This is a genomic window from Lachnoclostridium sp. An169 (assembly GCF_002160525.1).
GTDB classification, from domain to species: Bacteria; Bacillota; Clostridia; order Lachnospirales; family Lachnospiraceae; genus Mediterraneibacter; species Mediterraneibacter cottocaccae.
On record NZ_NFKT01000007.1, the window covers coordinates 1 to 26,665 of the forward strand.

General features: G+C 49.4%; 24 protein-coding genes, 1 tRNA gene and 1 pseudogene. 15 read left to right on the forward strand and 11 right to left on the reverse strand.

Annotation, left to right across the window (positions count from 1 at the left end):
• Positions 1-354: pseudogene (locus B5F07_RS22595) on the forward strand (hypothetical protein); the annotation flags it as partial.
• 109 nt (positions 355-463) lie between these two features.
• On the opposite strand, the gene B5F07_RS06850 reads toward B5F07_RS22595, so the two are convergent.
• The 3 genes from B5F07_RS06850 to trmB form a co-directional block, all read right to left on the reverse strand.
• A tRNA-Lys gene (locus B5F07_RS06850) sits at positions 464-536 on the reverse strand.
• 166 nt (positions 537-702) lie between these two features.
• Entirely contained in the window at positions 703-1,020 is a 318-nt protein-coding gene (locus B5F07_RS06855; protein ID WP_087160532.1) for a thioredoxin family protein, read from the reverse strand.
• A gap of 227 nt (positions 1,021-1,247) precedes the next feature.
• The gene (trmB, locus tag B5F07_RS06860) at positions 1,248-1,904 is read right to left on the reverse strand and encodes a tRNA (guanosine(46)-N7)-methyltransferase TrmB (RefSeq protein ID WP_087160533.1); all 657 of its coding nucleotides are present in this window, start codon (positions 1,902-1,904) and stop codon (positions 1,248-1,250) included.
• Between the two features lie 225 nt (positions 1,905-2,129).
• Between trmB and B5F07_RS06865 the strand changes: the two genes are divergently transcribed.
• From B5F07_RS06865 to B5F07_RS06905, 10 genes are read left to right on the forward strand one after another with little or no spacing between them, the layout of a single operon-like run.
• Complete coding sequence (locus B5F07_RS06865; RefSeq protein ID WP_087160534.1) at positions 2,130-2,441, forward strand: hypothetical protein; 312 nt, start codon at positions 2,130-2,132, stop codon at positions 2,439-2,441.
• Between the two features lie 3 nt (positions 2,442-2,444).
• Positions 2,445-3,491, forward strand: coding sequence for a V0D/AC39 family V-type ATPase subunit (locus B5F07_RS06870; protein ID WP_087160535.1), 1,047 nt, complete (start codon positions 2,445-2,447; stop codon positions 3,489-3,491).
• The gene (locus B5F07_RS06875; RefSeq protein ID WP_087160536.1) at positions 3,488-5,428 is read left to right on the forward strand and encodes a V-type ATP synthase subunit I; all 1,941 of its coding nucleotides are present in this window, start codon (positions 3,488-3,490) and stop codon (positions 5,426-5,428) included. The genes B5F07_RS06870 and B5F07_RS06875 overlap by 4 nt, the downstream gene beginning before the upstream one ends.
• A 12-nt stretch (positions 5,429-5,440) precedes the next feature.
• Positions 5,441-5,878 carry an ATP synthase subunit C gene (locus B5F07_RS06880; RefSeq protein WP_087160537.1) on the forward strand — a complete coding sequence of 146 codons (438 nt, stop codon included), beginning with the start codon at positions 5,441-5,443 and terminating at the stop codon, positions 5,876-5,878.
• A 16-nt stretch (positions 5,879-5,894) separates the two neighbouring features.
• Positions 5,895-6,203 carry a V-type ATP synthase subunit F gene (locus B5F07_RS06885; RefSeq protein WP_087160538.1) on the forward strand — a complete coding sequence of 103 codons (309 nt, stop codon included), beginning with the start codon at positions 5,895-5,897 and terminating at the stop codon, positions 6,201-6,203.
• 48 nt (positions 6,204-6,251) lie between these two features.
• A complete protein-coding gene (locus B5F07_RS06890) occupies positions 6,252-6,839 on the forward strand; it encodes a V-type ATP synthase subunit E (RefSeq protein ID WP_242972455.1) in 588 nt (195 codons plus the stop codon).
• Positions 6,832-8,598 (forward strand): V-type ATP synthase subunit A, encoded by a 1,767-nt coding sequence (locus B5F07_RS06895; protein ID WP_087160539.1) that lies wholly within the window; start codon positions 6,832-6,834, stop codon positions 8,596-8,598. The genes B5F07_RS06890 and B5F07_RS06895 overlap by 8 nt, the downstream gene beginning before the upstream one ends.
• A gap of 15 nt (positions 8,599-8,613) precedes the next feature.
• Positions 8,614-9,999 (forward strand): V-type ATP synthase subunit B, encoded by a 1,386-nt coding sequence (locus B5F07_RS06900; protein WP_087160540.1) that lies wholly within the window; start codon positions 8,614-8,616, stop codon positions 9,997-9,999.
• Positions 10,000-10,041: 42 nt separating this feature from the next.
• A complete protein-coding gene (locus tag B5F07_RS22600; protein ID WP_162613060.1) occupies positions 10,042-10,218 on the forward strand; it encodes a hypothetical protein in 177 nt (58 codons plus the stop codon).
• A gap of 24 nt (positions 10,219-10,242) precedes the next feature.
• Complete coding sequence (locus B5F07_RS06905) at positions 10,243-10,866, forward strand: V-type ATP synthase subunit D (RefSeq protein WP_087160541.1); 624 nt, start codon at positions 10,243-10,245, stop codon at positions 10,864-10,866.
• Positions 10,867-11,020: 154 nt separating this feature from the next.
• Here the strand turns inward: B5F07_RS06905 and B5F07_RS06910 are convergent, their stop codons facing one another.
• From B5F07_RS06910 to B5F07_RS06935, 6 genes are all read right to left on the reverse strand, one after another.
• The gene (locus tag B5F07_RS06910) at positions 11,021-12,136 is read right to left on the reverse strand and encodes an SGNH/GDSL hydrolase family protein (protein WP_162613061.1); all 1,116 of its coding nucleotides are present in this window, start codon (positions 12,134-12,136) and stop codon (positions 11,021-11,023) included.
• Positions 12,137-12,190: 54 nt separating this feature from the next.
• Positions 12,191-13,717 (reverse strand): ABC transporter substrate-binding protein, encoded by a 1,527-nt coding sequence (locus B5F07_RS06915; RefSeq protein WP_162613062.1) that lies wholly within the window; start codon positions 13,715-13,717, stop codon positions 12,191-12,193.
• A gap of 74 nt (positions 13,718-13,791) precedes the next feature.
• Entirely contained in the window at positions 13,792-14,673 is an 882-nt protein-coding gene (locus tag B5F07_RS06920; protein WP_087160544.1) for a carbohydrate ABC transporter permease, read from the reverse strand.
• 14 nt (positions 14,674-14,687) lie between these two features.
• A complete protein-coding gene (locus B5F07_RS06925; protein WP_087160545.1) occupies positions 14,688-15,590 on the reverse strand; it encodes an ABC transporter permease in 903 nt (300 codons plus the stop codon).
• An 83-nt stretch (positions 15,591-15,673) separates the two neighbouring features.
• Positions 15,674-17,272, reverse strand: a complete 1,599-nt coding sequence (locus tag B5F07_RS06930; protein ID WP_087160546.1) for a helix-turn-helix domain-containing protein — start codon at positions 17,270-17,272, stop codon at positions 15,674-15,676.
• Positions 17,269-19,041, reverse strand: a complete 1,773-nt coding sequence (locus B5F07_RS06935; protein ID WP_087160547.1) for a sensor histidine kinase — start codon at positions 19,039-19,041, stop codon at positions 17,269-17,271. Before B5F07_RS06935 ends, B5F07_RS06930 begins: the two co-directional genes overlap by 4 nt.
• A 246-nt stretch (positions 19,042-19,287) precedes the next feature.
• On the opposite strand from B5F07_RS06935, the gene B5F07_RS06940 reads away from it, so the two are divergent.
• From B5F07_RS06940 to B5F07_RS06955, 4 genes are all read left to right on the forward strand, one after another.
• On the forward strand, positions 19,288-20,919 hold the full coding sequence (locus B5F07_RS06940) for a substrate-binding domain-containing protein (protein WP_087160548.1): 1,632 nt from the start codon (positions 19,288-19,290) through the stop codon (positions 20,917-20,919).
• A gap of 1 nt (position 20,920) precedes the next feature.
• Entirely contained in the window at positions 20,921-21,682 is a 762-nt protein-coding gene (locus B5F07_RS06945; protein WP_087160549.1) for a 5-bromo-4-chloroindolyl phosphate hydrolysis family protein, read from the forward strand.
• A complete protein-coding gene (locus B5F07_RS06950) occupies positions 21,679-22,740 on the forward strand; it encodes a hypothetical protein (RefSeq protein ID WP_087160550.1) in 1,062 nt (353 codons plus the stop codon). The genes B5F07_RS06945 and B5F07_RS06950 overlap by 4 nt, the downstream gene beginning before the upstream one ends.
• Positions 22,741-22,813: 73 nt before the next feature.
• A complete protein-coding gene (locus tag B5F07_RS06955; RefSeq protein WP_087160551.1) occupies positions 22,814-23,941 on the forward strand; it encodes a toxic anion resistance protein in 1,128 nt (375 codons plus the stop codon).
• Between the two features lie 66 nt (positions 23,942-24,007).
• Here the strand turns inward: B5F07_RS06955 and B5F07_RS06960 are convergent, their stop codons facing one another.
• Together B5F07_RS06960 and B5F07_RS06965 are read right to left on the reverse strand one after the other, a co-directional pair.
• Complete coding sequence (locus tag B5F07_RS06960) at positions 24,008-24,769, reverse strand: GDSL-type esterase/lipase family protein (RefSeq protein WP_087160552.1); 762 nt, start codon at positions 24,767-24,769, stop codon at positions 24,008-24,010.
• Positions 24,770-24,841: 72 nt separating this feature from the next.
• Positions 24,842-26,602, reverse strand: a complete 1,761-nt coding sequence (locus B5F07_RS06965; RefSeq protein ID WP_330397755.1) for an acyclic terpene utilization AtuA family protein — start codon at positions 26,600-26,602, stop codon at positions 24,842-24,844.
• Positions 26,603-26,665: the final 63 nt, after the last annotated feature.

Genomic DNA, 26,665 nt, shown 5'->3' on the forward strand with positions numbered 1-26,665 from the left:
ATCATCGCCGTGCTGCTCCTGCGGCTGAACGTTCCCAAAGATGAAGTGGCGCAGTTCACAGATCAGATAGAACGGAGGAATTTCACCATGCTGTTTGAAAATTTTGAAGCATACGACGTACAGGAGACAAGAAGGATCAGCAGAGCAGAAGGGAAAGCAGAGGGAAAAGCAGAAGGACAGGCGGAATATATACTTGACCTGTTAGAGGATCTGGGAACCGTCCCGGAAGATCTGAAAAACAGGATCATGCAGGAAAGAGATACAAACACACTACGAAAATGGCACAAAGCTGCAGCACGTGCCGCAACGCTTGAGGAATTTGAAGAAAAAATAAAACAGAATCCGCAGGTGTAATCGAAAATAATCATAAAAAACAGATCGAAAGGCTGAACCCCTTGAAAATACGCACAAAAAAACCGCCGTCCCCGCGGCTCACAATGTCCGCAAAAACAGCGATTTTAAGTGCGCGATCAGGGGTTCGAACCCTGGACACCCTGATTAAGAGTCAGGTGCTCTGCCAGCTGAGCTAATCGCGCATCTCTGCGTTTCATTTTTATCTTCTCTGTAACGCAAGTGATATTATATAACAGAATTTTTATAAATGCAAGCATTTTTTCTTATTTTTTTTAATTTTTTTTTATTTTTTTGTAAAACCCTGGCATTTTACCGCATCGGCAGGTTCTTCCGGGCGCCCAAAACGCCTCAGAACCTGCCGTTTACCAACTGACTAAGTCTTTCTTTTCCGACTTTTCCAGTCATGGCTCCCAGTATCTTTCCCCGGCGGAACAGGAGAAATGTCGGAACCTCTCCGATGCCGAATCTTTTTGTCAGGCCGGGGGAGCGGTCAATATTGATGCGGCAGACTTTAACTTTCCCGTCATTCTCTTCTGCAAATTCCGAGACGACATCCGCCATTATGGCACATTTCGGACACCATGGTGCATAGAACTCCACCAGTACCGGCAGCCCCGGTTCCAGGATCTCTCTTCTGAAACTGTTTTCCGTTACCTCTGCAACCATCTCTGCCACCTGCCTTTATTTTTTCTTCTCTGTGCCGTGACAGAATCCGGCATTCAGGATTTTACACACTTCGTCAAATGAATATTTGATACACAGCAGCCGCCTGTTCAGACACGGATTACAGTAGAACAGATCAGTAAGACACATTTTCCAGCTTCTCTTTCTTCTCATTACCTTCCGCCACCCGGCAAATAAAATTATTATGGGATATTATATGCCGGTAAAATTCAGAAGTTCCTCTTCTCAGCAATCAGCTTATTGATCGGATTTCCTCTCCCCGAAAATTTCTCTTCATATTCCGTCATCACATTTCCCCGGTTCATCGCCTCGTTGTGATGCAGATCATAGGTAAAAGCGAGAAGCGTCCACCCCGCCTCCCGGATCTGCTCCAGCGAGAAATTGAAAAGTTCCGTATTATCCGTCTTGAATTCAAGCGTCCCCTTTTCGCAGAGTATCTTCTCATACCGCTCCAGAAACTCCGTGGAAGTCAGCCGCCGCTTCGCATGTCTCGCTTTCGGCCAGGGATCGGAGAAATTCAGGTAAATCCTGCTCACCTCGCCCTCCGCAAACACATCCGCCACATTTCTCGCATCCATACAGACAAAACGGACATTCTGCAGATCCTGAAATTCTTCTGTGTCGTATTTTTCTACCGCGCGCAGAAGAACGCTGGTATAGCGCTCGATCCCGATGAAATTAATATCCGGGTGCTGTTTTGCCATATTAAGAAGAAAACTTCCTTTCCCCATGCCTATTTCGATATAAATCGGGCTGCGGTTCTGAAACACCTGACGCCAGCATCCTTTCTGGTCCTCCGGTCTCCTGATCACGGTACGGTGCGCCTGGACGGTGCTTTCCGCTCTTGGTATATTTCTAAGTCTCATGCTTATCCTCCCCACTGTGCTTCGCACATATCAGATTCTACAAGAGACATTATACCAGACTTAAGGCGGAACGCAACGTCCTGAATTTCCGAATTTTCAATCATCTGTTTTACGGCAGATTTTGAATAAATTTTCCCTAAATTCTAACAATAGATTAACTTGCATTTTCCCGCAAAAGGTGTATGATATAGTATATTATGATTTTTCACAAACAGGAGGCTGTTTATGGACTCTATTGTAAACAAATTGACGGAAATCGAGGACGCCGCTTCAGCAATTGTGCAGCATGCCGAAGATCAGAAAGCCGAGCTTGACCGCGAGTATGATGAAAAACGCAAGGCCTTCGACGCTGATCTGGAGAAGCAGACGCAGGCACGGCTCCAGGCGATCCGGGATGAACTGGAGAAGAACACGAACCAGATTCTCGACAGCCAGACCGGGAACAGCACGGCAGCCATCGAAGCGTTAAAAAAAGAGTATGAAGAAAAGCATACGGAATATGCCCGAGAAATTCTAAGACGGATCACCGAGGTGTAGCCTATGGGAAATTTACTTGCTTACAGCGGTATCGTGACCAAGATCCGGGCAATGGAATCAAAACTTCTGACGCAGGCGCAGTTCGAGGAGATTGCCGGTCTCCACAGCGTTCCTGAACTGGCGGAATATTTAAAGAAGAACACCGCCTACGCAGATGTGCTCGAGTCACTGGACGAGGAGATGCTCCACCGGGGCAATATCGAAAAAGTATTGATCCAGTCCCTCTATCACGATTACACGAAGATCTACCGCTTCTGCGGGCAGAAGCAGCGGCGGTTCATGAAAATGCACATGAAATCCTACGAAGTGGATCTGATCAACTACTGTCTCAGGATTGTAATCAACCATTACAGGCAGCCTTTTGATCTGAATTACAAACGTGCATTTTTCGACCGCTACTCCCAGCTTTCCATTGAAAAGCTGATCACATCCCGCACAACGGATGAGTTGGTGGAGAATTTAAAAGACACCGAGTATTACGCTCCCCTGAAGAAGCTGAAAGATTCGCAGAACGTGACACTTTACGACTACGATCTGACGCTGGAGCTGTACTACTTTACCTCGATCTGGCGCGAACAGAAGAAGCGTCTGAAAAAAGATGACTTTGAACTTTTCAGACGCGACTGCGGCTCCAAGATCGACCTGCTGAATCTGCAGTGGATATACCGGGCAAAGAAATACTATAATATGAAACCCGCTGACATTTATCTGCTGCTCATTCCGATCCACTACAAGATAACGACCGATCAGATCAAGGAAATGGCCGAGGCTCCGGGACTTGACGAGTTCCAGGCAGCGGTTGACCGCACGAGCTATGCCCGGCATTACAGTTTCCGGCAGAATCTGACGATCGAACAGATGTATGCGGAATGCCTGCATCATCTTTACACAGTTGACCTGCGGCGCAATCCCTACTCGATTGCAGCAGTCAACACCTACCTCTTCTTAAAGGAAGAGGAACTGAAAAAGCTGACGACCGCCATGGAATGCATACGCTACAGCTTAAGTCCCGGCGAGACGCTGGCATACGTCGGAGGTAAGATCCAATGATTGTTAAAATGAAATTCATCAACATTTCCGGTCCGCGTGATGACATTGACCGCGTGACAGACCTGTATCTCTCCCGCTATGAGATACAGCTTGAATCCGCCCTCTCCGAATTGAAGACCGTGGACAATTTAAGACCCTTTGTCGAGATCAACCCATACAAGGATGTGCTGAACAAAGCCAGCCAGTTCGTGGGATATCTCCCCAACGCAGATGAAGTCACACCGGATACATCCCTCGGCCTTGATGACATGTTTGAGGTTGTGCGCAAGGCGAACGAGGATTACCAGTCCTTACAGGAAAAGAAAGACAAACTGAAAAAGAAAACAGAGGAGCTTCGTGCAAAGCAGCAGGTCCTTGCGCCGTTCCGGCCCCTGGACTGTGATCTGAGCAAAGTTCTCCACTACCGGTACATCACTTACCGGTTCGGCCGCATTGCCGTAGAATTCTACCACAAGATGCAGAAATATCTTATGGACGATCTCGGTGCGATCTTCGTGGAGGGCGAGCGGGATGAAAGCTTTGTATACGGAGCTTATTTCGTTTCCCCCAGGGAGGCTCAGAAGGTGGACGCTGTCTTCCGTTCTCTCCACTTTGAGCGGATCGAGCTGAAAGACGAATATGAGGGGACACCGGCATACGCCTACCAGTCCATTGAGCGCGAGATCGCCCGGATCAATCTGGAAATCGACGATCTGGACAAACAGGCCGGAGAGATGCTTGCCGACCGGGCCCCCCAGCTGATAGCTGCGCGGAACCGTCTGGAGGAGCTTTCCAACAACTTCGATGTCCGCAAACTGGCCGCACGGATGGAGGAAGACAAAGAAGATTATTACATCCTCTGCGGATGGATGGCGGAAGATGACGTCGAGAAATTTCTCGAGGAAATCAAGGATGATGACAAGGTCTTCGTTGTCGTGGAGGATGACCATGACGCCTACTTCGGAGAACCGCCCACCAAACTGGAGAACCCAAAGCTGTTCAAGCCTTTCGAGATGTTCGTCCAGATGTACGGTCTCCCCGCCCACAACGAGATGGATCCGACCATATTTGTAGGACTGACCTACTCCTTTATCTTCGGAGTTATGTTCGGCGACGTGGGGCAGGGACTCCTTCTCCTTATCGGAGGCGCTCTGATCTATCACTTTAAGAAAGCGCCTCTGGCGGGGATCATCGCCACGGCAGGCGTATTTTCCACAATATTCGGCTTCATGTTCGGAAGTATCTTCGGATTCGAGGATGTGATTCCCGCCCTGTGGATGCGCCCCATTGACCATATGACCACACTTCCCTTCCTCGGGAAGCTCAACACCGTGTTCATTGTTGCCGTCGCATTCGGAATGCTGCTGATCATGGTAGCGATGGTGCTCCACATCATCAATGCATTCCGTGAAAAGGATATCGGCGGAGCATGGTTCGATGCAAACGGCGTGGCAGGACTTGTGTTCTACGTTTCCGTTGTCGTGACGATCGTGCTCTTCATGACCGGGAATCCGCTCCCCGCAGGCGTGGTAATGGCCGTCATGTTCGGCGTGCCGCTGATTCTGATCCTGTTTAAGGAACCGCTCACCCGGATGATACAGAAACGGGCGGATAAAATGGAAGAAAGCAAGGCAATGTTCCTCGTTCAGGGATTCTTCGAGATGTTCGAGACGCTGCTGAGCTACTTCTCCAACACCATCTCCTTCATCCGAATCGGAGCATTCGCGGTAAGCCATGCGGCGATCATGGAAGTGGTGCTGCAGCTTGCCGGAGCCGAGAGCGGAAGCCCCAACTGGATCGTCGTTGTGATCGGCAACCTGTTCGTATGCGGATTCGAGGGCCTGATCGTCGGAATCCAGGTTCTCCGTCTGGAATATTATGAAATGTTCAGCCGTTTCTACAAAGGCAGCGGCCGTGCATTTGATCCATATACAAAAAAGAAAACCAATAAGAAGTAGGAGGATTCTACCATGACTTTAGCAACAAAAATCATCTTAATCGCAGCTCTTATCTTAAGCATCATCATCCCGTTCGGCTACTACCTGATCGGCGAGAAAAACAAGAAACGTTTCAAACGTTCACTGGGCGTAAATGTATTCTTCTTCTTCGGAGCATTCGTCCTTGCATCCATCATGATGCTGGGCGGCCCGAACGTACAGGCGGCAGAAGAAGCAGCTGCTTCCGGCGCAGGTCTTGCGGAAGGCCTCGGCTACATCGCAGCGGCACTCGTTACCGGACTTTCCTGCATCGGCGGCGGTATCGCCGTAGCCAGCGCAGCAAGTGCAGCCCTGGGCGCCCTCAGCGAGGACTCCAGTATACTTGGTAAATCCCTTATTTTCGTAGGTCTTGCAGAAGGTGTCTGCCTGTACGGTCTGATTATCTCCTTCATGATCCTCGGAAATCTGTAAAAGGAGCTGACATAACATGAAAATGTATCTGATCAGTGATAACGTCGATACCTATACCGGGATGCGTCTCGCAGGCGTGGACGGCGTAGTCGTCCATGAGCGGGAAGAGCTCCGGAAGGCTCTCGAGGATGTTCTCTCCGACAAAAGCGTCGGCATCGTGCTTCTGACAGAAAAATTCGGCAGAGAGTTTCCCGATATCATCGACACTTTCCGCCTGGAGAGGAAGATGCCTCTTCTCGTAGAGATTCCCGACCGCCACGGCACCGGAAGGAAAAAGGATTTCATTACATCCTACATCACAGAAGCGATCGGGCTGAAACTGTAGAAGATATCTTCGGACTGATACTATAACAATAAAAAGGAGGGATTCCTCTTGACTCTGGAAGAAAAAATCGAACACCTGCAGGCTTCATCCATGGAGCAGGCCCGGGCCGAGGGAAACGCCATCATCGATTCCCACCGGGAAGCCCTGGAGAAACTGTTCCAGGATCATAAAACCGAAGCTGAACACCAGGCTGAGACGCGGGTCAAAGCCGAGACGACAAATGCGAAGCTCCGCTACAACCAGGCGCTTGCCAGATCCCAGCTGGAGATCAAGCGCCGCCAGGGGAAGGTACAGCAGGAGCTGAAAGATAAAATTTTTGACGAAACGCGCAGCCTTCTGGACGACTACATGAAAACAGAGGCCTATCGGTCCTTTCTGATGAAATGTATCCTCCAGGCCTGCGACTTTGCCGGCAGCGATCCGGTGACAATCTACATCAGCCCGTCCGATAAGGAAAAGCTGGCTGACCTGGAAAATGCCACCGGAGCAAAACTCACTGTCAGCGCGGAAGATTTTATCGGCGGGATGCGCGCTGTCATCCGCGAAAGGAATGTCCTGATTGACAATTCCTTCAAGACACAGCTGCGCAATGAATATGACAAATTTATTTTTTTAGGAGGTGACGGCATTGCTTAAGACTGGAACTATCTATGGAATCAACGGGCCCGTCATTTACCTGAAGGGAAATACCGGCTTCCGCATGTCCGAAATGGTCTATGTGGGGCCCCAGAAACTGGTGGGCGAAGTAATCGCCCTGGACAAAGACCTGACTACCGTACAGGTATATGAGGAGACCACGGGGCTTCGCCCGGGTGAGGAAGTCGTGGCAAGCGGAAGCGCAGTTTCCGTGACCCTTGCCCCCGGAATCCTCAACAATATCTTCGACGGTATCGAGCGTCCCCTGGAGCGGATTGCAGACTCCGCCGGGGCATTTATCACCCGCGGAGTCAGTGTGGACTCCCTTGACAGACAGAAAAAATGGCAGACGCACATCACTGTCCATGAAGGGCAGTATCTCCACGGCGGTGAGATCATCGCCGAAGTACCGGAGACACATGCCATTGTCCACAAATGCATGGTGCCGCCGGATGTGGAGGGAACGGTCACACAGATTGTCCCCGACGGCGAATATACCATCGACGAGACGCTTGTTACACTGGAACTTTCAGACGGCACAGAGCGGAAGCTGACTATGACCCAGCACTGGCCCATCCGTACTCCCCGCCCGACCCATCACCGTTTTCCCGCCTCAGTTCCGCTGATTACGGGACAGCGTATCATTGATACCATGTTTCCCATCGCAAAAGGCGGAACAGCCGCCATCCCCGGCGGTTTCGGAACCGGGAAAACCATGATGCAGCACCAGATTGCAAAATGGGCCAACGCAGATATCATCATCTATATCGGCTGCGGCGAGCGCGGAAACGAGATGACCCAGGTTCTGGAAGAGTTCGGCGAACTGACCGACCCCCGGACCGGCAACCCTCTGATGGATCGGACCACCCTGATTGCCAACACTTCCAACATGCCCGTTGCCGCCCGTGAGGCAAGTATCTACACCGGGCTGACTCTGGCGGAGTATTACCGCGATATGGGATACGATGTGGCAATCATGGCGGATTCCACCTCAAGGTGGGCGGAGGCTCTGCGTGAGCTCTCCGGACGACTGGAAGAGATGCCCGCGGAGGAAGGTTTCCCGGCTTATCTTGCTTCCCGTCTGTCCGCATTTTACGAGAGAGCAGGAATGATGCACAACTTAAACGGGACCGACGGTTCCGTCACCATAATCGGAGCAGTCTCCCCCCAGGGCGGCGATTTCTCCGAGCCGGTCACTCAGAATACCAAGCGTTTCGTGCGCTGCTTCTGGGGGCTGGACAAGAGCCTGGCTTACTCCCGGCATTTCCCGGCCATACACTGGCTGACCAGCTACAGCGAGTACCTGAACGACTTAAGCCACTGGTACCAGGATAATGTATCCCAGAATTTCGTGGATTACCGTAACCGTCTCATGGCGCTCTTAAACCAGGAGAGCAGCCTGCTTGAGATCGTCAAGCTGATCGGAAGCGACGTGCTGCCGGATGACCAGAAGCTTGTTCTGGAGATCGCCCGCGTCATCCGTCTGGGCTTCCTGCAGCAGAACGCATTTCACAAGGACGACACCTGTGTCTCCATGGAGAAGCAGTACCTGATGATGGATACGATCCTGTATCTCTACAAACAGGCCCGTACCCTTGTGACAATGGGGCATCCAATGTCGGTTCTGAAATCGGAAAACATCTTTGACCGCGTCATCGCGATCAAGTACGACATTCCCAATGACCGCCTGGAAATGTTTGCCCAGTACCACCGCGACATCGACGCATTCTACCAGCGCGTGCTCGAGAAAAATGCATAAGGAGGGACTTTATTCATGTCAATCGAATATTTAGGCTTAAGCAGTATCAACGGCCCTCTGATTGCCCTGGAGGGCGTGCAGGACGCTTTCTACGACGAGATCGTGGAATTCGTCGTGGACGGCACTGAGCGCAAAATCGGTCGTATTGTTGAGATCTACGAGGACAGGGCCGTCATTCAGGTATTTGAAGGCTCAGAAAACATGTCCCTGAAAAATACGCACACAAAACTGACCGGACATCCTATGGAGATCGCCCTCTCCCCGGATATGCTGGGCCGCACCTTCAACGGAATCGGGCAGCCCATCGACGATCTGGGACCAATCATATCCACGCTGAAGCGGGATGTAAACGGTCTCCCCTTAAATCCGGTGCGACGGGAATACCCGCGGAATTATATTCACACAGGGATCTCCGCCATCGACGGACTTACTACTCTGATCCGTGGGCAAAAGCTTCCGATCTTCTCCGGGAACGGACTTCCCCACGACCAGCTTGCGGCGCAGATCGTAAAACAGGCTTCCCTGGGTGAGAATTCGGACGAACAGTTCGCCATCGTGTTCGCCGCCATGGGGGTAAAGCATGACGTTGCCGATTTCTTCCGCCATACTTTCGAGGAGAGCGGCGTTGCAGACCACGTTGCCATGTTCCTGAATCTGGCAAACGATCCCGTGGTTGAGCGTCTGATCACGCCGAAGGTTGCCCTCACTGTAGCGGAATACCTGGCATTCGAACAGCATATGCATATCCTCGTTATCCTGACGGATATGACCTCCTTTGCCGAGGCCATGCGTGAGGTCTCTTCTTCCAAAGGAGAAATCCCCAGCCGGAAAGGATTCCCCGGATATCTGTACAGCGAACTGGCGACGATCTACGAGAGGGCCGGCATCGTACAGGGCGTCGAAGGCTCTGTGACGCAGCTGCCGATCCTGACCATGCCAAACGATGATATCACACACCCGATCCCTGACCTGACCGGTTACATCACGGAAGGGCAGATCGTACTGGAGAGACAGCTTCACGGGCAGTCCATCTATCCGCCCATCAACATCCTGCCGTCTCTGTCCCGTCTGATGAAGGACGGTATCGGCGAGGGCTACACAAGAGAGGATCATCAGGATCTGGCAAACCAGCTCTTCTCCGCTTACGCAAAGGTGGGCGACGCCAGAAACCTGGCTTCCGTTATCGGCGAGGATGAGCTTTCTCCGATCGATAAAAAATATCTGGAATTCGGAAAAGAATTCGAGGAGCGCTATATCGGACAGGGTCCGGAAGAAAACCGGAGCATGGAAGAAACGCTGAACCTTGGCTGGGAACTGCTCGGCAAACTGCCGAGAGAAGAGCTCGACCGTGTTGATACGAAGATACTGGATAAGTATTATAAACCGGCACCGGAAGAATAAGGTTTTGCGAATACGCCGGGAACAGAACGGAGATCGATATTAATGAAAACAACAGTAATTTATATCCTGTTAGCCATTGCGGCGATACTGGGATTTATTCTTCCCATGCCTTTTAAACTGGTGACGATGTTTATTATCATTCCTGTGATTATTTATCTTGTCATTGATATTTTTATCAGCGTGAAAAAAAGGCAGCATGAGGAAGAACAGAAAAAATAAAGCAGCACGGAAAGGAGGGATTTCATGGATCCGCGTACATTTCCTACAAAGGGTAACTTAATGCTGGCAAAGAACTCTCTGGCGCTGGCCAGACAGGGCTATGACCTGATGGACAGAAAGAGAAATATCCTGATCCGTGAGCTGATGGAACTGATCGATGAAGCGCGCAATATCCAGGACGAGATCGATACGACTTTCACTTATGCGTATCAATGTCTTCAGAGAGCAAATATCGAAAACGGAATCAGTACCGTGGAACTGCTTGCCTATACGGTTCCGATAGAAAATTCTATCACCATACAGACGCGGAGCATCATGGGAACAGAGATTCCTCATGTAAAATACGTGCCGGATGCCGGGAAACCGACCTATTCCTTCAGCACCACCCACGAGTCCATCGACAAGGCACGTGAGGCGTTCCGCAAGGTAAAGGATCTGACCGTGAAACTTTCCATGGTGGAAAATGCGGCGTACCGCCTGGCGAGCAACATTAAAAAGACGCAGAAGAGGGCAAACGCGCTGCAGAATATCACCATCCCGATGTATTCCTCACTTGTGTATACGATCACGAACGCACTGGAAGAAAAGGACCGAGAGGAATTCACACGGTTGAAGGTTATAAAGAGAATGAAGCAGAAGAAGGGGTAGAATCTCAACGGCCTCCGTGCCCAGCTCAGGGAAACATTAAAAAAGCAGAAGTAATCTGCAGGTATACAGACAACGGGCATCTCTACGCTCATAGATGGCTTGAGATGCCCGTTTGCCTTTTTGTATTCCTTTTAATATTTCAAATAATAATGATTTAGTTAATTATACTTCTCTGCCTCGAAATTCCCGGAATTCCCCTGATAAACTCGACCAGTTCTCCTGCCATCCTTTCATGAGTCGCCAGACTGGGATGGGCAATCGCCCCATAACCTTCTGACACCCGGATTCTGCCATATTTAAAAGTAAGAATCCTTTCATCATGCTCATTCACAGCAAATTTTTCCGCCACCTTCTTTATATTGTCATAGAGATAGTAATCCATAGACCCCAGTGTGCAGATAATCCATGTATCGTTTCCATTCAGTGTACGGATCATTTTGAGAAAATCATAATATTCCTCTTCGAAAAGTGCGATTCCCTTTTCTTCTTCTCCATTTTCCTGGATATGCACAGGATCATTTGTTCCCAGATTGATCACTACGATATCCCTGGGATGATTTTTAAAATCCCACTTTTGAAAATCTTGCATCTTACCTTCTTTTTCTTCTATAAGCCGATCCGTATATGGATACAGTTCCGGCATGGAATGAAACAGATTCAGCTTTTCGTGGAGCCCCCTTGTCACTGCAATCCCGGAAAAAGAAACAAACTGTACATCCGCATTCAGCATTCTCCCGGCAAGAGCTGCGTAAGTCAGCCAACCGTTCTGTTCATCTGCATAGTAAACACGGTCCCGTTCCTGAGTCATATTTCCAAAGCCGCAGGTGATAGAATCCCCGATAAATTCCATGCGCAGATCCGTATCCCTTTCCGGAGGCTGACTGATTTCTCCATCTCCCCATATTTTTCTGATTCCAAGTTTTCCTTTTTCGTTCTCTGTCAGCTTGATCAGGGTAACAATATGTTTCTCTGTTTCTTCAGAGGCATACAGCAGATAATTCTTCTGCCGGTCATTCACCTCGAACACAGAGAAAGGCTCTTCTGCTTCATCCAGAAATACCGCCGCATAAGGCCATGTTTTCCGGAATTCCTTATTCAAAGGCTTTCCGTGTTCGTCCGTCTCCACTTCCCTTCCGCATATGGCTTCCAGGTCTGCCATCAATATCCTGCCACTGTATTCAAATCTGATTCCGGAACATGTCCAATTCATAAATATTGTCCCTGATCCTTCCTCAAACACCCGTCCGATATACTCCAGTTTTTCTTTCATACTTTTCTCCTGTCTGCAATGCGACATGGCAAACGCCATGCCGCATTAACAAATTTACTGATTATTTGCAAGCCACTCGTCAAGCTGTGCCTGTTTCTCTGCAATGATTGTATCGATTCCCGCATCTTTCAGTGCCTGTATAAAATTCGGGAGTTCCTCTTCCGGATCTACACTTCCACACTCCAGTGCGCTGTAATACTGCTTTATCACATTGCTTACCGCTGTATACTCTGTCTGAACGCTGTCTTTCTGGAATGTAAATCCCAGTGCAGGGGAACACTCTGCATTATTATTGGCTTCAATACTGAACTGAACATCTTCCTCTGTTGTTCCTGCCATGCGGTACATTTCTCCCATGGACCAGCTTCCTGTCAGAATATAATATCCCGGATAAGGCACAGAGGTCGCATCCTGACCTTCCGGAGGCGCTACCGAACCGTCCTCCTGCACTTCATAATCCCTGCCTTCAATTCCGTATACAATCAGATTGATAATGTCAGCATTACTATATGTCAAATTCAGAAAATCGAGTGCTGCTTCCGGCACTTCACTGGTAGAAGCAATACACCATGCATTCGTATTCACCGTCGCCGTATCAAGATACCCGTTGCCAAGATTAAATGATGCAAGCTGCTGTCCGGTCTGGGCTGCCGTACCATTTGCCACAGCGTCCGGAGAACTTCCCTGAAGTGTAATATTCAGGAATCCGTTGCCGCCGCTGAGAATTTCAACGTTGGAGAGCGTTGTTGTTGCCAGATCCTGCATGATAAGTCCTTCTTCATGCCACTGTCTTGCGAGAGTAACCATCTCCTTATATTCCTCTGTCTCGAACAGATTCACGACTGTTGTGTCATCCCCGATCAGTACCCCTGCCGGGCTGTACATATCATCGCCCAGATAGTCAATCTGCGGAATACTTACTGTCAGACCTGACATTCCTCCATTCACTCCGGCTCCGCCGACTACAGGATATATATTGGGATAAGCTTCTTTTACCTGGCGTAAAATATCCGTCAGATCCTCTACACTCTGTACCTGGGACATATCAATTCCCAATTCCTCTGCAATGTCCGACCGATACAGCACATTTGTTGCAAGGGCTGTCGGCATCCAGGCCGGAATTCCGTATACTTTTCCATCCACCGTTGTGGCATTGAGCCAGTCGTCATTGATCAGTTCCAGAGCATCCGGTGCATGTTCCTCGATCAGATCCGTGATATCCATACACATATCCGTGCTGACTGCATTGGAAAAATTTCCATATGTTGTGAATACATCGATTTTTTCTCCGCCCTGCATTCCCAGGGAAATCTGCTGAAAATAGTCTGTATAACTGTACAGCTTCAAATCCACTTCCACGCCGATCTCCTCACGGGTAATCTCATTGATTGCATCTTCTACAGTCTGAATCGCATCCTCAGACGGCATGGTATTGATCGTCCATGTGGCAAATGTCACCTGTGTATAATCCCCGTCAGCCGATCCGGAATCTCCTCCGGATCCTCCGCTGCTGCACCCCGTCATCAGCATAAGTCCTGCCATCGCTGCCGCCACTGCCTGTGCTGCTCTTCTTTTTTTCATTGCTTTTCTCCTCCTTGATCTTTTCATTTATATTTTGTTTTTCTGTTTTTATCTGTTTGACTGTCCCTCTCTGCCTATCCCTTGACAGCTCCAAGAACCACACCTTTGATCAGGTATTTCTGAATAAACGGGAATATAATCAGTATGGGCAGTATTCCGATCACCGCAATCGCCATTCTCACAGAGAAGCTTGGAAGTTCTATACTGAAACCTCCCATCATGGAAGCAGAGCTGCTCTTCAACGCCTGGATGTTATCCATAATCCGAAGCAGAAGATTCTGAATTCCGAACTTCCTTGAATCCGTTATATAATAAAGACCGTTTGTCCAGTCATTCCAGTATGTCAGCCCGGTAAAGAGGCTGATCGTCGCAACAGTCGGAGTTGCCAGCGGGAACATGATCCGGGTAAATATTGTCAGCTCGCCTGCACCGTCAAGCTGTGCGGATTCGATCAGTGACTCCGGTATGCTGTTGACATAATAGTTTCTTACAAGAAATACGTTGAACGCGGTTACCACATAATTGGGAAGAATCAGCGCCCATATCGTATCCTTTATGTGGAAGATATTGGTCCACATGATATAGGATGATACGATTCCTCCATTAAAGAGCATTGTAAAAAACACATAGAACGCGAGTATCCCCCGGAATTTGCAGCCTTTTCTTGCCATCGGATACGCCAGCATTGTGGTCAGAAGCACGCTCAGCAGTGTTCCTGCCGCAGTGACAATGATGGAAATTCCGTAAGCCCGGAAAATCATGGCTCCCTGCTTTATCATATAGTAGTATGAGTCAAAACTCAGTTTGCTCGGGAGGAAGGTATACCCTTCGGAAAGGATTGCCCCTTCATCTGATATCGACGTGATAAACAGCAGCAGAATCGGAAGGAGTGCAAAAACTACAATGACCGTCAGTATAGCCGTGGCTCCCGCTTTAAATCTTTTCTCGTCCGTCATTCTCAGTCACCTCCCTAGAACAATGCATTTTCTGAATCTACTTTTTTCACGATCGTATTTGCGGCAAGTACAAGGATAAAACCTACAATCGACTGATAGAACGCTGCGGCTGCAGACATTCCTACATTATTCGACTCCATAAGTCCCTGATACACATAAGTATCGATCGTCTGTGTCACGTCGAAGAGCATTCCCGAATGCTGCGGCACCTGATAGAACAGTCCGAAATCGGAATAGAAGATCCTTCCGATCATCATAAGTACCATCATGATGACTGTCGGTTTCAGCATCGGCAGAGTAATATACCAGATCTGTTTCATCTTTGATGCGCCATCTAACTGCGCCGCCTCAAAGATGCTTTTATCAATCCCCGCGATACTTGCCATGTACACGATTGCCGTGTATCCTGCGTTCTTCCAGAGGTAAACAAGTGTCAGTATGAACGGCCAGTATTTTGTATTGGAATACCATGATACGGTATCCATTCCCAATGCCGGGAGCACTGTCTTATTGATAAATCCGTTGTCCGCATTGAGAAAGGCATATACAATGACACCGATCACGACCCAGGAAAGCAGATTCGGAAGCAGCAGCGCCGACTGAAAAAATTTTGCTCTCAGGGTACTTCCCAGTTCACTGATCAGGATTGCCAGAAATACAGCAGCTATTGTGCCGATTACAATGAATACCGCATTGTAGAGCAGCGTGTTTCTGGTGATAATCCAGGCGTCCTTGGTTCGGAAAAGGAATTCAAAATTATCCAGTCCGCACCAGTCGCTTCCCCAGATTCCCTTGATGAAACTGTAATCCTTAAAAGCCAGAAAGATTCCGATCATTGGAATGTAATTATTAATCAGAAGATAAAGGATTCCCGGCAGAGCGATTAACAGCAGCATCAGATTTTTTCTTTTCTTCATTTACCCTCTCTCCTTCTCTTTTTGTTGAGATTATTATATAAAAAGACTGAGGGCTGTTTCTTTTAAAAAAGAGACTTCCTTTTTTAAAAAGAAGTCCCTCTCTGTTTTCTGTATTCCACCGGTGTCATACCGGTATATTTTCGGAACAATGTGGAAAAATATGAAAAATTGTCCATCCCCACTGCCACTGCAACATCGCTTACAGACATGTCCGGATTTTCCAGAAGCCGTTTGGCCTGGCTGATTCTGTTCTCATTGATATAGTCCTGGATCCTCATGCCCGTCTTCTTTTTATACATTTTTGACAGGTATTCCGGAGTCAGGCAGAATTCTTCAGCAACCTCGTTTCTGGATATATTTTCCATATAATGCTCCCGGATGAATGCATTAATTCTTTCAAGCAATGTATGGCTCTTCTGGATCTCCTCCTCGTAGTCAAACATACTGTCCAACAGATATGTCACGTACCGGATGATATCGACAATCGAGCGCTCTGCATTTTTCTCAAGGCGGTAGAATTTATCCCCGTTCATGAATTTGTACGCCTGAATTCCCCGCTCCGTCAGATGGGCATAGCAGACCTGCTGTACCTCGCGCTTCAGGCTCATGAGCATTTTGGCGTCTGCCCCTGCCTGCCGCTTCAGTTTCATCATACTCTTTTTGATGCTGTTAAGAAAACCGGCTTTATCTTTCTGGTCCAGATATCTTTTCAGCTCGTCGATTTCAAGGAAAGACACCTCATCCATATTTTCATACTCTGCAAACTGTTTTTCGGACACAAATTTCCCATATATCATAATATCCGAGAGCATCCGTTTACTGATCCTGTTGAATTTCTCATACATATCCGGTATCCTGCATCTTTCGCTGATGCAGGAAGTTATTGTAAGATGCAGTCTGTCCCTGCAGTATTCCGCAAATTTTTCCGCCCGTTCTGTCAGTTCTTTCTCTCTCATATTCTGACAGACAGCCGCTGCAAAAAGTTCATTCTGATTTTCAAAGCAGACTGTAAACATACTGTCCGGAGTATCAAAAAGCAACTCAGAGCAGATGTTTATCAGAATAAACCGGAGCAGACTTCTGCCATACTGCTCTGCTGCCTCTTCCGCATCCGTAATTCTGCTGATAAAAAGCACAATATCCTGTTCTCTGTTCAGTCCGCTCTCACCATCAATGAGTTTTTCATTTCTGTCAAAGTAGCTTTCATCAAAGGGCTGTGTCAGCAGCTTTACCAGAATTGATCTCTGAAGCTCTATATGGTTGTCCGCTGCCCATACTCCGTACTCCTCATATTTTTTCGATTTATACCGCTCTCTAATCCTCAGCACGCATTTTTTCAAGGCTGCTTCCAGCTGTTCCCTGTCAAACGGCTTCAGCAGGTACTCTGTCGCCTGCATCCTGAGCGCATCTGCCGCATAACTGAAATTTTCATGACAGGTCAGCAGAAGGAACTCCCCGTCATACCCTTTTTCCCGATACCACTTAAGCAGTGCCAGTCCCGTATTCCCCGGCATTTCGATATCGCTGACCACAATGTGAACCAGATGGGACTCCAATACTCTTTCCGCCATATCAACATTATAAGCCCGGTAAATTTCTTCAATTCCCAGGTCAGACCAGTTGACCGTTGTCTCTATGGCGTCTACAATAATCTTATCATCATCAACAATCAGTATATTCACAAACTCTGCACTTCCTTTTCTTCTCTCAGTTCATTTACCGCCTTCTCCGGCACCAGAATCCGATTACGGCATCCATGGGGTTCCAGATTCGATATGTGAAACAGATCGCTGCGTCCATACATCAGATACAGGATTTTTCTGATGCTCCATAAACCTACTCTTGTCCCCTCTTCTTTTCTGGTATTCTCTTTTTCTTCTGCATCTTTATCCGGATTTCCGTTTATCTGTTCAAGGATCTGGGGCGGATAACCTTTCCCGTCGTCCTCGACCTCAATAGAAAGCATATTTTCGCCGTCATAGTTCTGCATACTGATCCGGATCAGAATCGTGAGCATCCTTTCCGGATTCACTGCGTATTTATATTCATTTTCAATCAAAGTGTGGATGATCAGCTGCGGAATCATCCAGTTTTCGCATTCCGCCGACATATCTGTATAAAGGAAAACGCATCCGGGATGCTTCAGTTCCTGCATCTCACAGTAATTTTCCACATGGGCAATCTCTTCCTTGACAGGCACCGTATACAGCCCCGCTCGAAACATATACCTTATTGTCTTTGAAAATGTTCTTACATAAGTTTCAATTTCCTTATTTTTATTCTGCATGCTAAGACCGGATATAGTCGTCATTGCATTAAGAAAGAAATGAGGTCGCAGGGTAAGCCTTACGCAGCGAAGTTCCGTATCTTTCAATTCGATCTGCTTTTCATATCTCTGGATCCGCAGTTTCAGAATCTCATCCATCAGCCGGTTAAATGTCTGTGCCAGGACTCCGAACTCCCGGCTGCTGTAATTTTCTCTGGCCCGCAGTTTGTAATCCCCCTGGCTGATACGTGTCATAAGTCCGGTCAGTTCCGTCATCGGGCGAAGCAGTTCAGCTCTGGTATATCGCACCAGAATCGCCGTATATACTGCACAGACCGCAAGGAGAAGCAGCATAATGACCAGGCTCAGTTGAACATTTCCGATAATGTCCAGATCCCGTATGTACAGGGTAAGAACAGCTTGTTCGGGTACAACCGATATTTCTTTCATATACGCGACTCTACTTCTTATCTCCGCCGACACGCTTTCAAGATGATCCGCCGCTGCGTCTCCCTCGGCAACCACCGCATCAGAGGCACTGTAATCCCCGGTAATATCCCATACCGTCCCACTGCCATCGGACAGGGCAAAAGCCTGGTCATCCAATGTCAGCTCCTTTCCAAATTCCATGATTTCCTTAACCGGAATATATGCGGCAACAACTCTGCTGTTCCACCTGTATGCCTTATACATATATTTTACTCCCGCAATCTCTGCAAAACGCCACTGTGCTGTTCTGGATTCTCCTCTGGCATAATCCGTGGTAAATTCCCTGACGGCGATCAGGGCAGAGGCGCTTACCTCTTCTTTTGCCGCATCTACACAGACATCATGCTCCGTCTCGGCGACTACCACGATCTGGATATGGGATGAGATGGCAAGCATTTCTCCCAACTGGTCCCGCACATTTAACGCTCCATACACTCTCCTGGCTTCATTGTCGCTCTCAATATTCGTCAGTTCACCATTTTGATATAAAAACTCATTCAACTGAATCTCCACATCCTGCAGACGTGAATCAATATCGTTTACATACAGTTCCAGAAGATTCTCTGATGATCTGATAATATCGCTTTTTGTCTCTCTGTAAAGTATGGTAACAACCACAAGGAAAATCATCAGCAGAAAAGCCAGCTGAACGATTCCAAGAATCAGAATTCTTTTGGTAATCGATATTTTTTTCAAGAAAACACCCTCTCTCCATAATACAGTCCATTCTATTTTATCATACAGATACACAGGTTTCTTTCAAAAAAAAGATGTGTTCTTTTACGAACACACCTTTTTCCTTCCCCACATTTCCTTAACCTACATTTTACATACATTTTCCAAATCCCGGATAGAGAAACCTGCGCTTTTACGCGACAATAAAAGCAGAAATGCAGTACTTCACTCTATGAAATACACACCTGAAAAAAAGGGGAAAAAGACATGAGAAAAAAACTGATCACATGTATGACCGCATGTATTATGACTCTGGCAGTCACACTGACCTTACCGGGCTGCAGCACAGGTTTCGGAAATTCGGGCTTCGGTTCTTCCGGTTCCGATGATTCTGCCTTCACGGCGGGAAGCGGCACCACAGTCCGCATTCTTTCCGGTTCGGAGAATCAGGAACTGGAGGACATTATTGCAGACTGCGCAGAAGCGGCCGGAGTGAGGATCGAGATGGATTACAAGGGTTCCGTTGACATTATGCGCACGCTGCAGGACGGTGCAGAGGATTACGACGCGGTGTGGCCCGCCAGCAGCATCTGGATTTCCATGGGAGACGAGAATCACCTGATCAAGCACAGCCAGTCCGTCTCCATCACTCCGGTGGTGTTCGGCATCCGCCAGAGTCTTGCACAGGAACTGGGGTTCACCGGAGGAGACGTCTCGGTAAATGATATCCTGAACGCCATCCGGAACGGACAGATGACATTCTGCATGACCAGCGCCACCCAGTCCAATTCCGGGGCAAGCGCTTATATCGGCTTTCTCTACGCGCTTCTCGGCAAGCAGGACGGCATGACCGCCGAGGATCTGGAAGATCCGCAGCTGCAGGAAGAGATCCGCACGCTTCTCGGCGGTGTGGAACGGAGTTCCGGAAGCTCTGACTGGCTCAAAGACATGTTTTTAAACGGAAACTATGACGCCATGGTCAACTATGAATGTCTCATCATTGACGCCAACGAACAGCTTGAGGCCGCCGGAAAGGAACCCCTGCAGGTCATCTATCCGTACGACGGACTTTCCATGGCAGACTCGCCTCTGGGCTATGTAGACCACGGGGATGATGAAAAAGAGCAGGCTTTCCTGGATTTCCAGGAACAGATTTTAAGCAGTGAGAGCCAGAGCGCCATCGAAGCCACCGGGCGGCGGATCACGGCAAGCGGAGTGTCGGAGGAGAACGCCTCTGTCTTTAATCCGGACTGGGGGATCGATACCGAGCGCATCCTCTCCCCGATACAGATGCCGGACGCCGAGGTTCTCATGGACGCCCTGAATCTGTATCAGACTTCCTTTAAAAAGCCTTCCCTTAACATTTACTGCCTTGATTTCTCCGGCAGTATGTCCGGTGACGGGGAAGAACAGCTTAAGGAAGCCATGTCCCAGATTCTCATTCAGTCCAATGCCGAGAAGAACCTGCTCCAGGCAAACGAGGGCGAAGTCAACGTGGCAGTCATTTTCGACGATCAGGTCACTGCTGTTCTTCAGGCGTCAGACGACTCAGATGCAGCTCTCCAGGATCTTTACGATCAGATCGCAGCAGAGTCTCCCGGCGGAGGCACGGACATCTACACAGCTGCTGCGGCAGCGTATGAGATCGCTTCCGAATACGATTTGAGTCAGTATACTCCCGCCGTCATCCTCATGACCGACGGGCAGTCCATGGATAACCGCACGGTTTTTGAAAACGCGCTTTCTTCCTATGGAAATGACATTCCGGTATTCTCTATTACTTTCGGAGATGCGGATCCCTCCCAGCTCGAAGAACTGGCTGACGAGACAGGCGCCCGGGTATTTGACGGGACAAAGGATCTGACGGAAGCATTCAGAAATGTGAAAGGATACAACTGATATGAAAAACAGCAAATGGAAAGAAAACTTAAGCATCGCAGTCTCAGCCCTCCTTGCTCTGCTGCTGTTTCTCATATTACTGCTGATCCTGGACTGGAATCTGTTTCTCTGCATGGCGCTTGCTGCAGCCGTGTACATTGCTCTCGTCCTGATTCTTAAGCCAGCGAGAAAGATCGGTAACCTGGAGATCGATTCCATGGCCAACGGCGAATTATTGAGCGAAAGGCTGACAGAGGCATGGGCAGACTATGAGAGAATGCGGAAAGCCGCACTGAAGATCACGGAACCGGATCTTCAGGTGTCCTGCCGGGAACTGCTTGGCACGGCGCGGAACATTTTCAGATACCTGACGGACAATCCGGAAAAAATTCCCGCGGCACGGCGCTATATCGACTATTATCAGGAAACTGCCGCAAACGTACTGGAACACTATGTGGAACTGAAAAACACCGGGCTCTCCACAAAAGAGACCGAAAAAGTCCTGAAAAACATCCGTGAGTCTGTGGCCACGCTGAAGGCCGCGTTTGATATGCAGTTTGAAAAGCTGATGCAGAATGAGCTTTTTGATATGGAGGCGGACCTGAATCTGCTGAAACAGACGCTGATGTCCGAGGGCTGCCCGCTCCCGCGCGAAAGTGCCGGATCCGCGGAGACAGCACATACAGGACAGGGAACTCCGGCACACAGCGTACAAGATAAGGCAGAGCACACTGCACAGGAGAAAGCAGCACACACCGCACACAGGGAGGCAACACACATATGAAGAAAAAAATCATCGGACTGATCCTGCTGATTATTGTCATGGCGGTGATCGGCGCCATTTATCTTATCAGGGTAAATACCCCGGAAACCGTGGCGGTAACCGGGTATGTGGGCGGCGAAAAGATCGAGCTTCTGGAAGATCCTCAGGTACAGGATATTTTCCTTGAGAAATACGGACTTGAAGTGGACTACTCCCGCTCCGGTTCTCTGGATATGATGACGGCAGATCTCTCGGGAAGGGATTACCTTTTCCCGTCCAGCAGCATTGCCCTGGAATATTATGAGGATCTGCACGGATCGCCTGTGCAGAGCGAAATTGTCCTGAATACGCCTATCGTCCTCTATACCCATCAGATGGTGCTTGACGCATTTGAAAGCCAGGGACTTATCACCACTGACGGGGACGTTCACTATATCGATATGGCAGGGCTCCTTGAACTGATTCAGAACAATACCCAATGGTCGGATATCGGTCTTCCGGAATTATACGGAAGCATCTCCGTGGATACCACAGATCCGGCACGTTCCAATTCCGGCAATATGTTCGCCGCACTTATCGCAAATGTACTGAACGGCGGGCAGACACTGACAGCGGAAGACCTGGACACAATCCTCCCCGAACTGGAAAATATTTTCTCCAGACTCGGGTATATGGAAACTTCCTCTTCCGATCTGTTCAGCCAGTTTCTGCGCATGGGCGTGGGCGCAAAACCGGTAATCGCCGGATATGAAAGCCAGCTGATCGAATATGCGGCGCTCTATCCGGACGAATATGAAAATATCCGTGACGATGTGGTAATGCTCTATCCCACCCCGACAGTCTGGTCAGCCCATGTTCTGATCGCGCTCGACGAGGACGGACAGCTTCTGCTGAACGCCATGCTGGATGAAGACATCCGGAACCTGGCATGGGAGAAACACGGATTCCGCACCGGAAACTACGGGGCGGTCAGTGATTCTTCCGCCCTTCCGGCAGAGGGAGTCGCCTCGTCGGTCACACAGGTTACCCAGGTCCCGTCCTACGACGTGATGAAAGTAATTATCGAACAGTTAGAATAAATCCCGAATCCGCACGGGTTCCGGCGTTTTGCAGACGCCTGAAGAAGTTTTCCCCCTGAAAGGAGCATATATCATGGCTGAAATTACCCTTGCTGATCTTATGCAGAACAGCAATATGAAGACAGAGACAGAAGTTTCCCCGGCCGAGTCCGCAGAAGCGCTGAGCGTAAGGCTCGCCGCCCTCACCCCGGAGGAACGCCGGGAGGCGGGCGCCCTCAGAGAAACGATCGATATGAGAGATTCCCAGATGCTGATGCAGTACGGCTCCGGTGCAAAGCAGAATATCGCGGACTTTTCCGCCAATATCCTCAACAATATCCGTTCAAAGGACACTGGTTATATCGGCTCCCTGATGTCGGATCTGGTGACAAATGTGGAGACTCTTGACTTCAAGTCACTGGAAAAAGACTCCGGCATCCTGGGAGTCTTTCAGAAAATGGAGAAAAAAGTGAAGCGTTTCCTGGCACAGTTTGAAAAACTGGAAGTGCAGGTGGACCGTATCGAGGGGAAACTTGAAGAAGCGCGGATGGAGCTTCTCAAAGATATCGGCATGTTTGACACCATGTATGAGAAAAACCTGGACTATTTCAGAAAGCTCCAGATCTATATCACCGCCGGCGAGGAGAAGCTTGCAGAGCTGAAAAACACTACCATTCCCGCCCTGCGCGCAGAGGCGCAGAAAAGCGGCGATCCCATGAGTTCCCAGGTTGTCCGGGACTTTGAAGACACGGTAGCCCAGTTTGAGAAAAAGATCTACGACTTAAAGACCAGCAAAACCATTGCCATCCAGACTGCGCCCCAGATCCGGCTGATCCAGAACAACGACAAACTTCTGGCCGACCGGATCCAGACCGCCATCCAGGAGACCATTCCCCTGTGGAAGAGCCAGATGGTCATGGCCCTGGGAATGTACCGTCAGCAGAAAACACTTCAGCTGCAGCGGGACATCACAGATACGACCAACGCCATGCTTCTGGAAAACTCCGAGCGGCTCAAGCAGAACACCCTTGAAGTTGCCCGGGAATCCGAGCGCGGGATCGTGGATATCGAAACCCTGAAAAAGGCAAACGAGAATCTCATCTCCACCATCAACGAGGCGGTCCGCATCCAGGAGGAGGGACGTGCCAGACGGACAGCGGCAGAACAGGAGCTGCTGAAAATCGAGGATGAACTGAAAAGGAGCGGCTTCCGGGCAGGTTAATGTCCCGGAGCCGCCCTCATTTTCACCTTCTGTTTTCTACACCTGCCTTTTCAGGACTGTTTCTTTCTATATTTGCATCTCTCTATCTCCGCACTTTCTGAGTCCTTCCACCCCATATTTCTCAATCAGCTCCCGGATCTGCGGTTCAATATATTCCCGATACCATCTCAGTTCTCCCTCATGGTTCAGGTGGATCATATCCTCACGGAACAGACTTTTGTCCAGAGTCTTCCCGTCATAAGTCAGAGCCTCCGCGTCCACATAATACAGCCATTCTTCTGTTTCCGCCAGCTCTTTCAGCTCCCTGTTGATGCGAAGTGTCATATCAAGGTACTGTGTCCGCCCGGGGAGCAGCAGTCCGCTCATGATCACGAATTTCGCATCCGGCAGCTTCTCATGGAAAGTATGGAACATCTGCTTTTTATATGCCATACATTTTGCGGCCTTTTCCTCATCTGTCCCCTTCATCATAACATAGTCATTCGACCCGGTCTGGAAAAATACAACCGCAGGATCATAGGGATAGAGGATCTGATCCGCAAACTTTACCAGGTCGGTATCCTTGCTCCCGCCAAAGGCGTGATTCTGTACTTTGTACTCTGCCATATCCTCCTCCATCTGATCCCACATGGCAAAGTTTGATGCCCCGTAAAAGAGAATCTCATGTTTCCGGTCTGTGCTGTATTTTTCCCGGATTCTGTCAACCTCTTTCTGCCAGGAATGAAGGGATGCAAGAAATTCCATAATCTTCTCCCTGTATGCAATCATTCCTCCGATCCCGCCGATTACCGCCGCGGCTGCGATCATTTTTACTGTCCTTTTCTTCATCGTTTTCCTCCTTCTCGAGACATCTTTTCACTGTCCTTTTCCTTCCTGTCTTTCCGCTTACACTTTTGCACATCAGAAATGCGATTCCAGAAAGCTTACCTTCGCCTGTACATCCTCCCGTGGTATGAATATCGAACAGATGGACACAATCTCCGATACCTGCTTTACCGCGCCGCCTCCGCCTGCCGGACCGTTTGTGTACAGTGCCTCCACTTCATCCGCCAGAAGTTCCGCCATCATGCGTTCTCTGCTTCTGCCGCTGACCCGCAGACGAACCTCCGGGAGCATATCCTCTGTTATCATATTCCCGTTTCCCCGTACAAGGTTTTCTGTAATCTTATCCCCATAAAGGGAATTCCAGCCGATATAATCCACCCGGAATTCCTCCAGTTCGATTCCCACCGCGCGGATCCGTTCCTCCAGAATATCCGCAGCGAGCCGCGCTCTTGCAAGACAGCCGGAGCCGCCGTAGGAGATCTCTCCCTCTCCGATATAACAGTCCTTATACCCGACGCTCACTTTCAGCTTCTCCGGTCTGCCGTGGCTGACAGCGCCCCGGGCAGCCACACAGTTTCCGCCCGCCTGTCTGTATATAACGTGAGAGAAGTCTGCCGCCGCATCAGGCGTAAGATATGCCGTCGGATCATGAATCTCGTAAACGGTCTGTTCTTTACACGTATCCACGGTCACACAGCCGCCGGAGCCTTCCGCTTTTGTGACAGTGAGCATACCGCCCGCATCCATTTCGATGATGGGAAATCCGAGATGTTCAAGTCCCGGAACCTCTTTGTACCCCGGATCGGCATAGTAGCCACCTGTCACCTGTCCGGCACATTCCAGCAGATGTCCTGCCAGAACCGCCTGTCCCATCTGTTCCGGGTTTTTCTCTGTATCCCAGCCGAACTCATACTGAAGCGGTCCCACTGTAAGCGCCGGATCCGATACTCTTCCCGTGATCACCACATCTGCCCCCTGTTCCAGGGCCTGCACGATTCCCTCAGCCCCCAGATATGCATTTGCAGAGATCAGATGCTCCTCCATTTCCCCCAGTTTTTTCTGATTTTCCAGAACCGAATAATCCATGTAGTTCTGCAGTCTGTCCGTAATATCGTCCCCGGTAACGCAGGCGATCTTCAGTCCGCCAAGCCCCAGTTCCTCCGCGATCTGCTTTACCTTATATGCAGCCGCCCGGGGATTTGCCGCCCCCATATTGGTTATGATCCTGACGTGATTCCTTGCTGCCAGGGGCAGGGCACGTCTCATCCGGTACTCGAGAAGAGGATTGTATCCTTTCTCCGGGTTTCTCTCTTTCTCCTGCTGCCCCAGCGCCACGGTGCGCTCTGCCAGGCACTCGAAAATAATATAGTCCAGGTTTCCCTTTTCAAGCAGTTCCAGCGCCGGTTCCAGCCGGTCCCCCGCATACCCGGCTCCGCTCCCGATGCGGATACGTTTTCCGCCGGAAGCTTTTGTCGGCTCTCCGATATTTTCCGTGCCTTCCGTCTCTTTCGCGTCTTTCATGACTTCCATGCCTTTCTCCACTTCCATCTCAAGCAGCGCCATCCCCAGCGTCTTTCCGTGCCTGTCCAGAGCAAGGGAGCGGGTCACGCCTCCGCCAAGGGCATGATCCATGACAAAATTCAGCGCTTTGATGCCCTCCAGTTCGTAGCGCACAACATCTCCATGACAGATGTCGGAAAAATAGTCTTTCACTTTTCCTGCCGTCAGCTCCTGTTTCAGCCATTCATAGTCAGCTTCATCATAGGGTATTACGGAAATATTGGAGATATCTCCCTTATCTCCTGTCCTTGCATGGGCGATTTCTTTCAGTTTCATAGTCTCACCTGCTCCTTTCCTTCGCTGCCCGCAGCCTGCTTTTCACACCGGCTGTATCTTCTG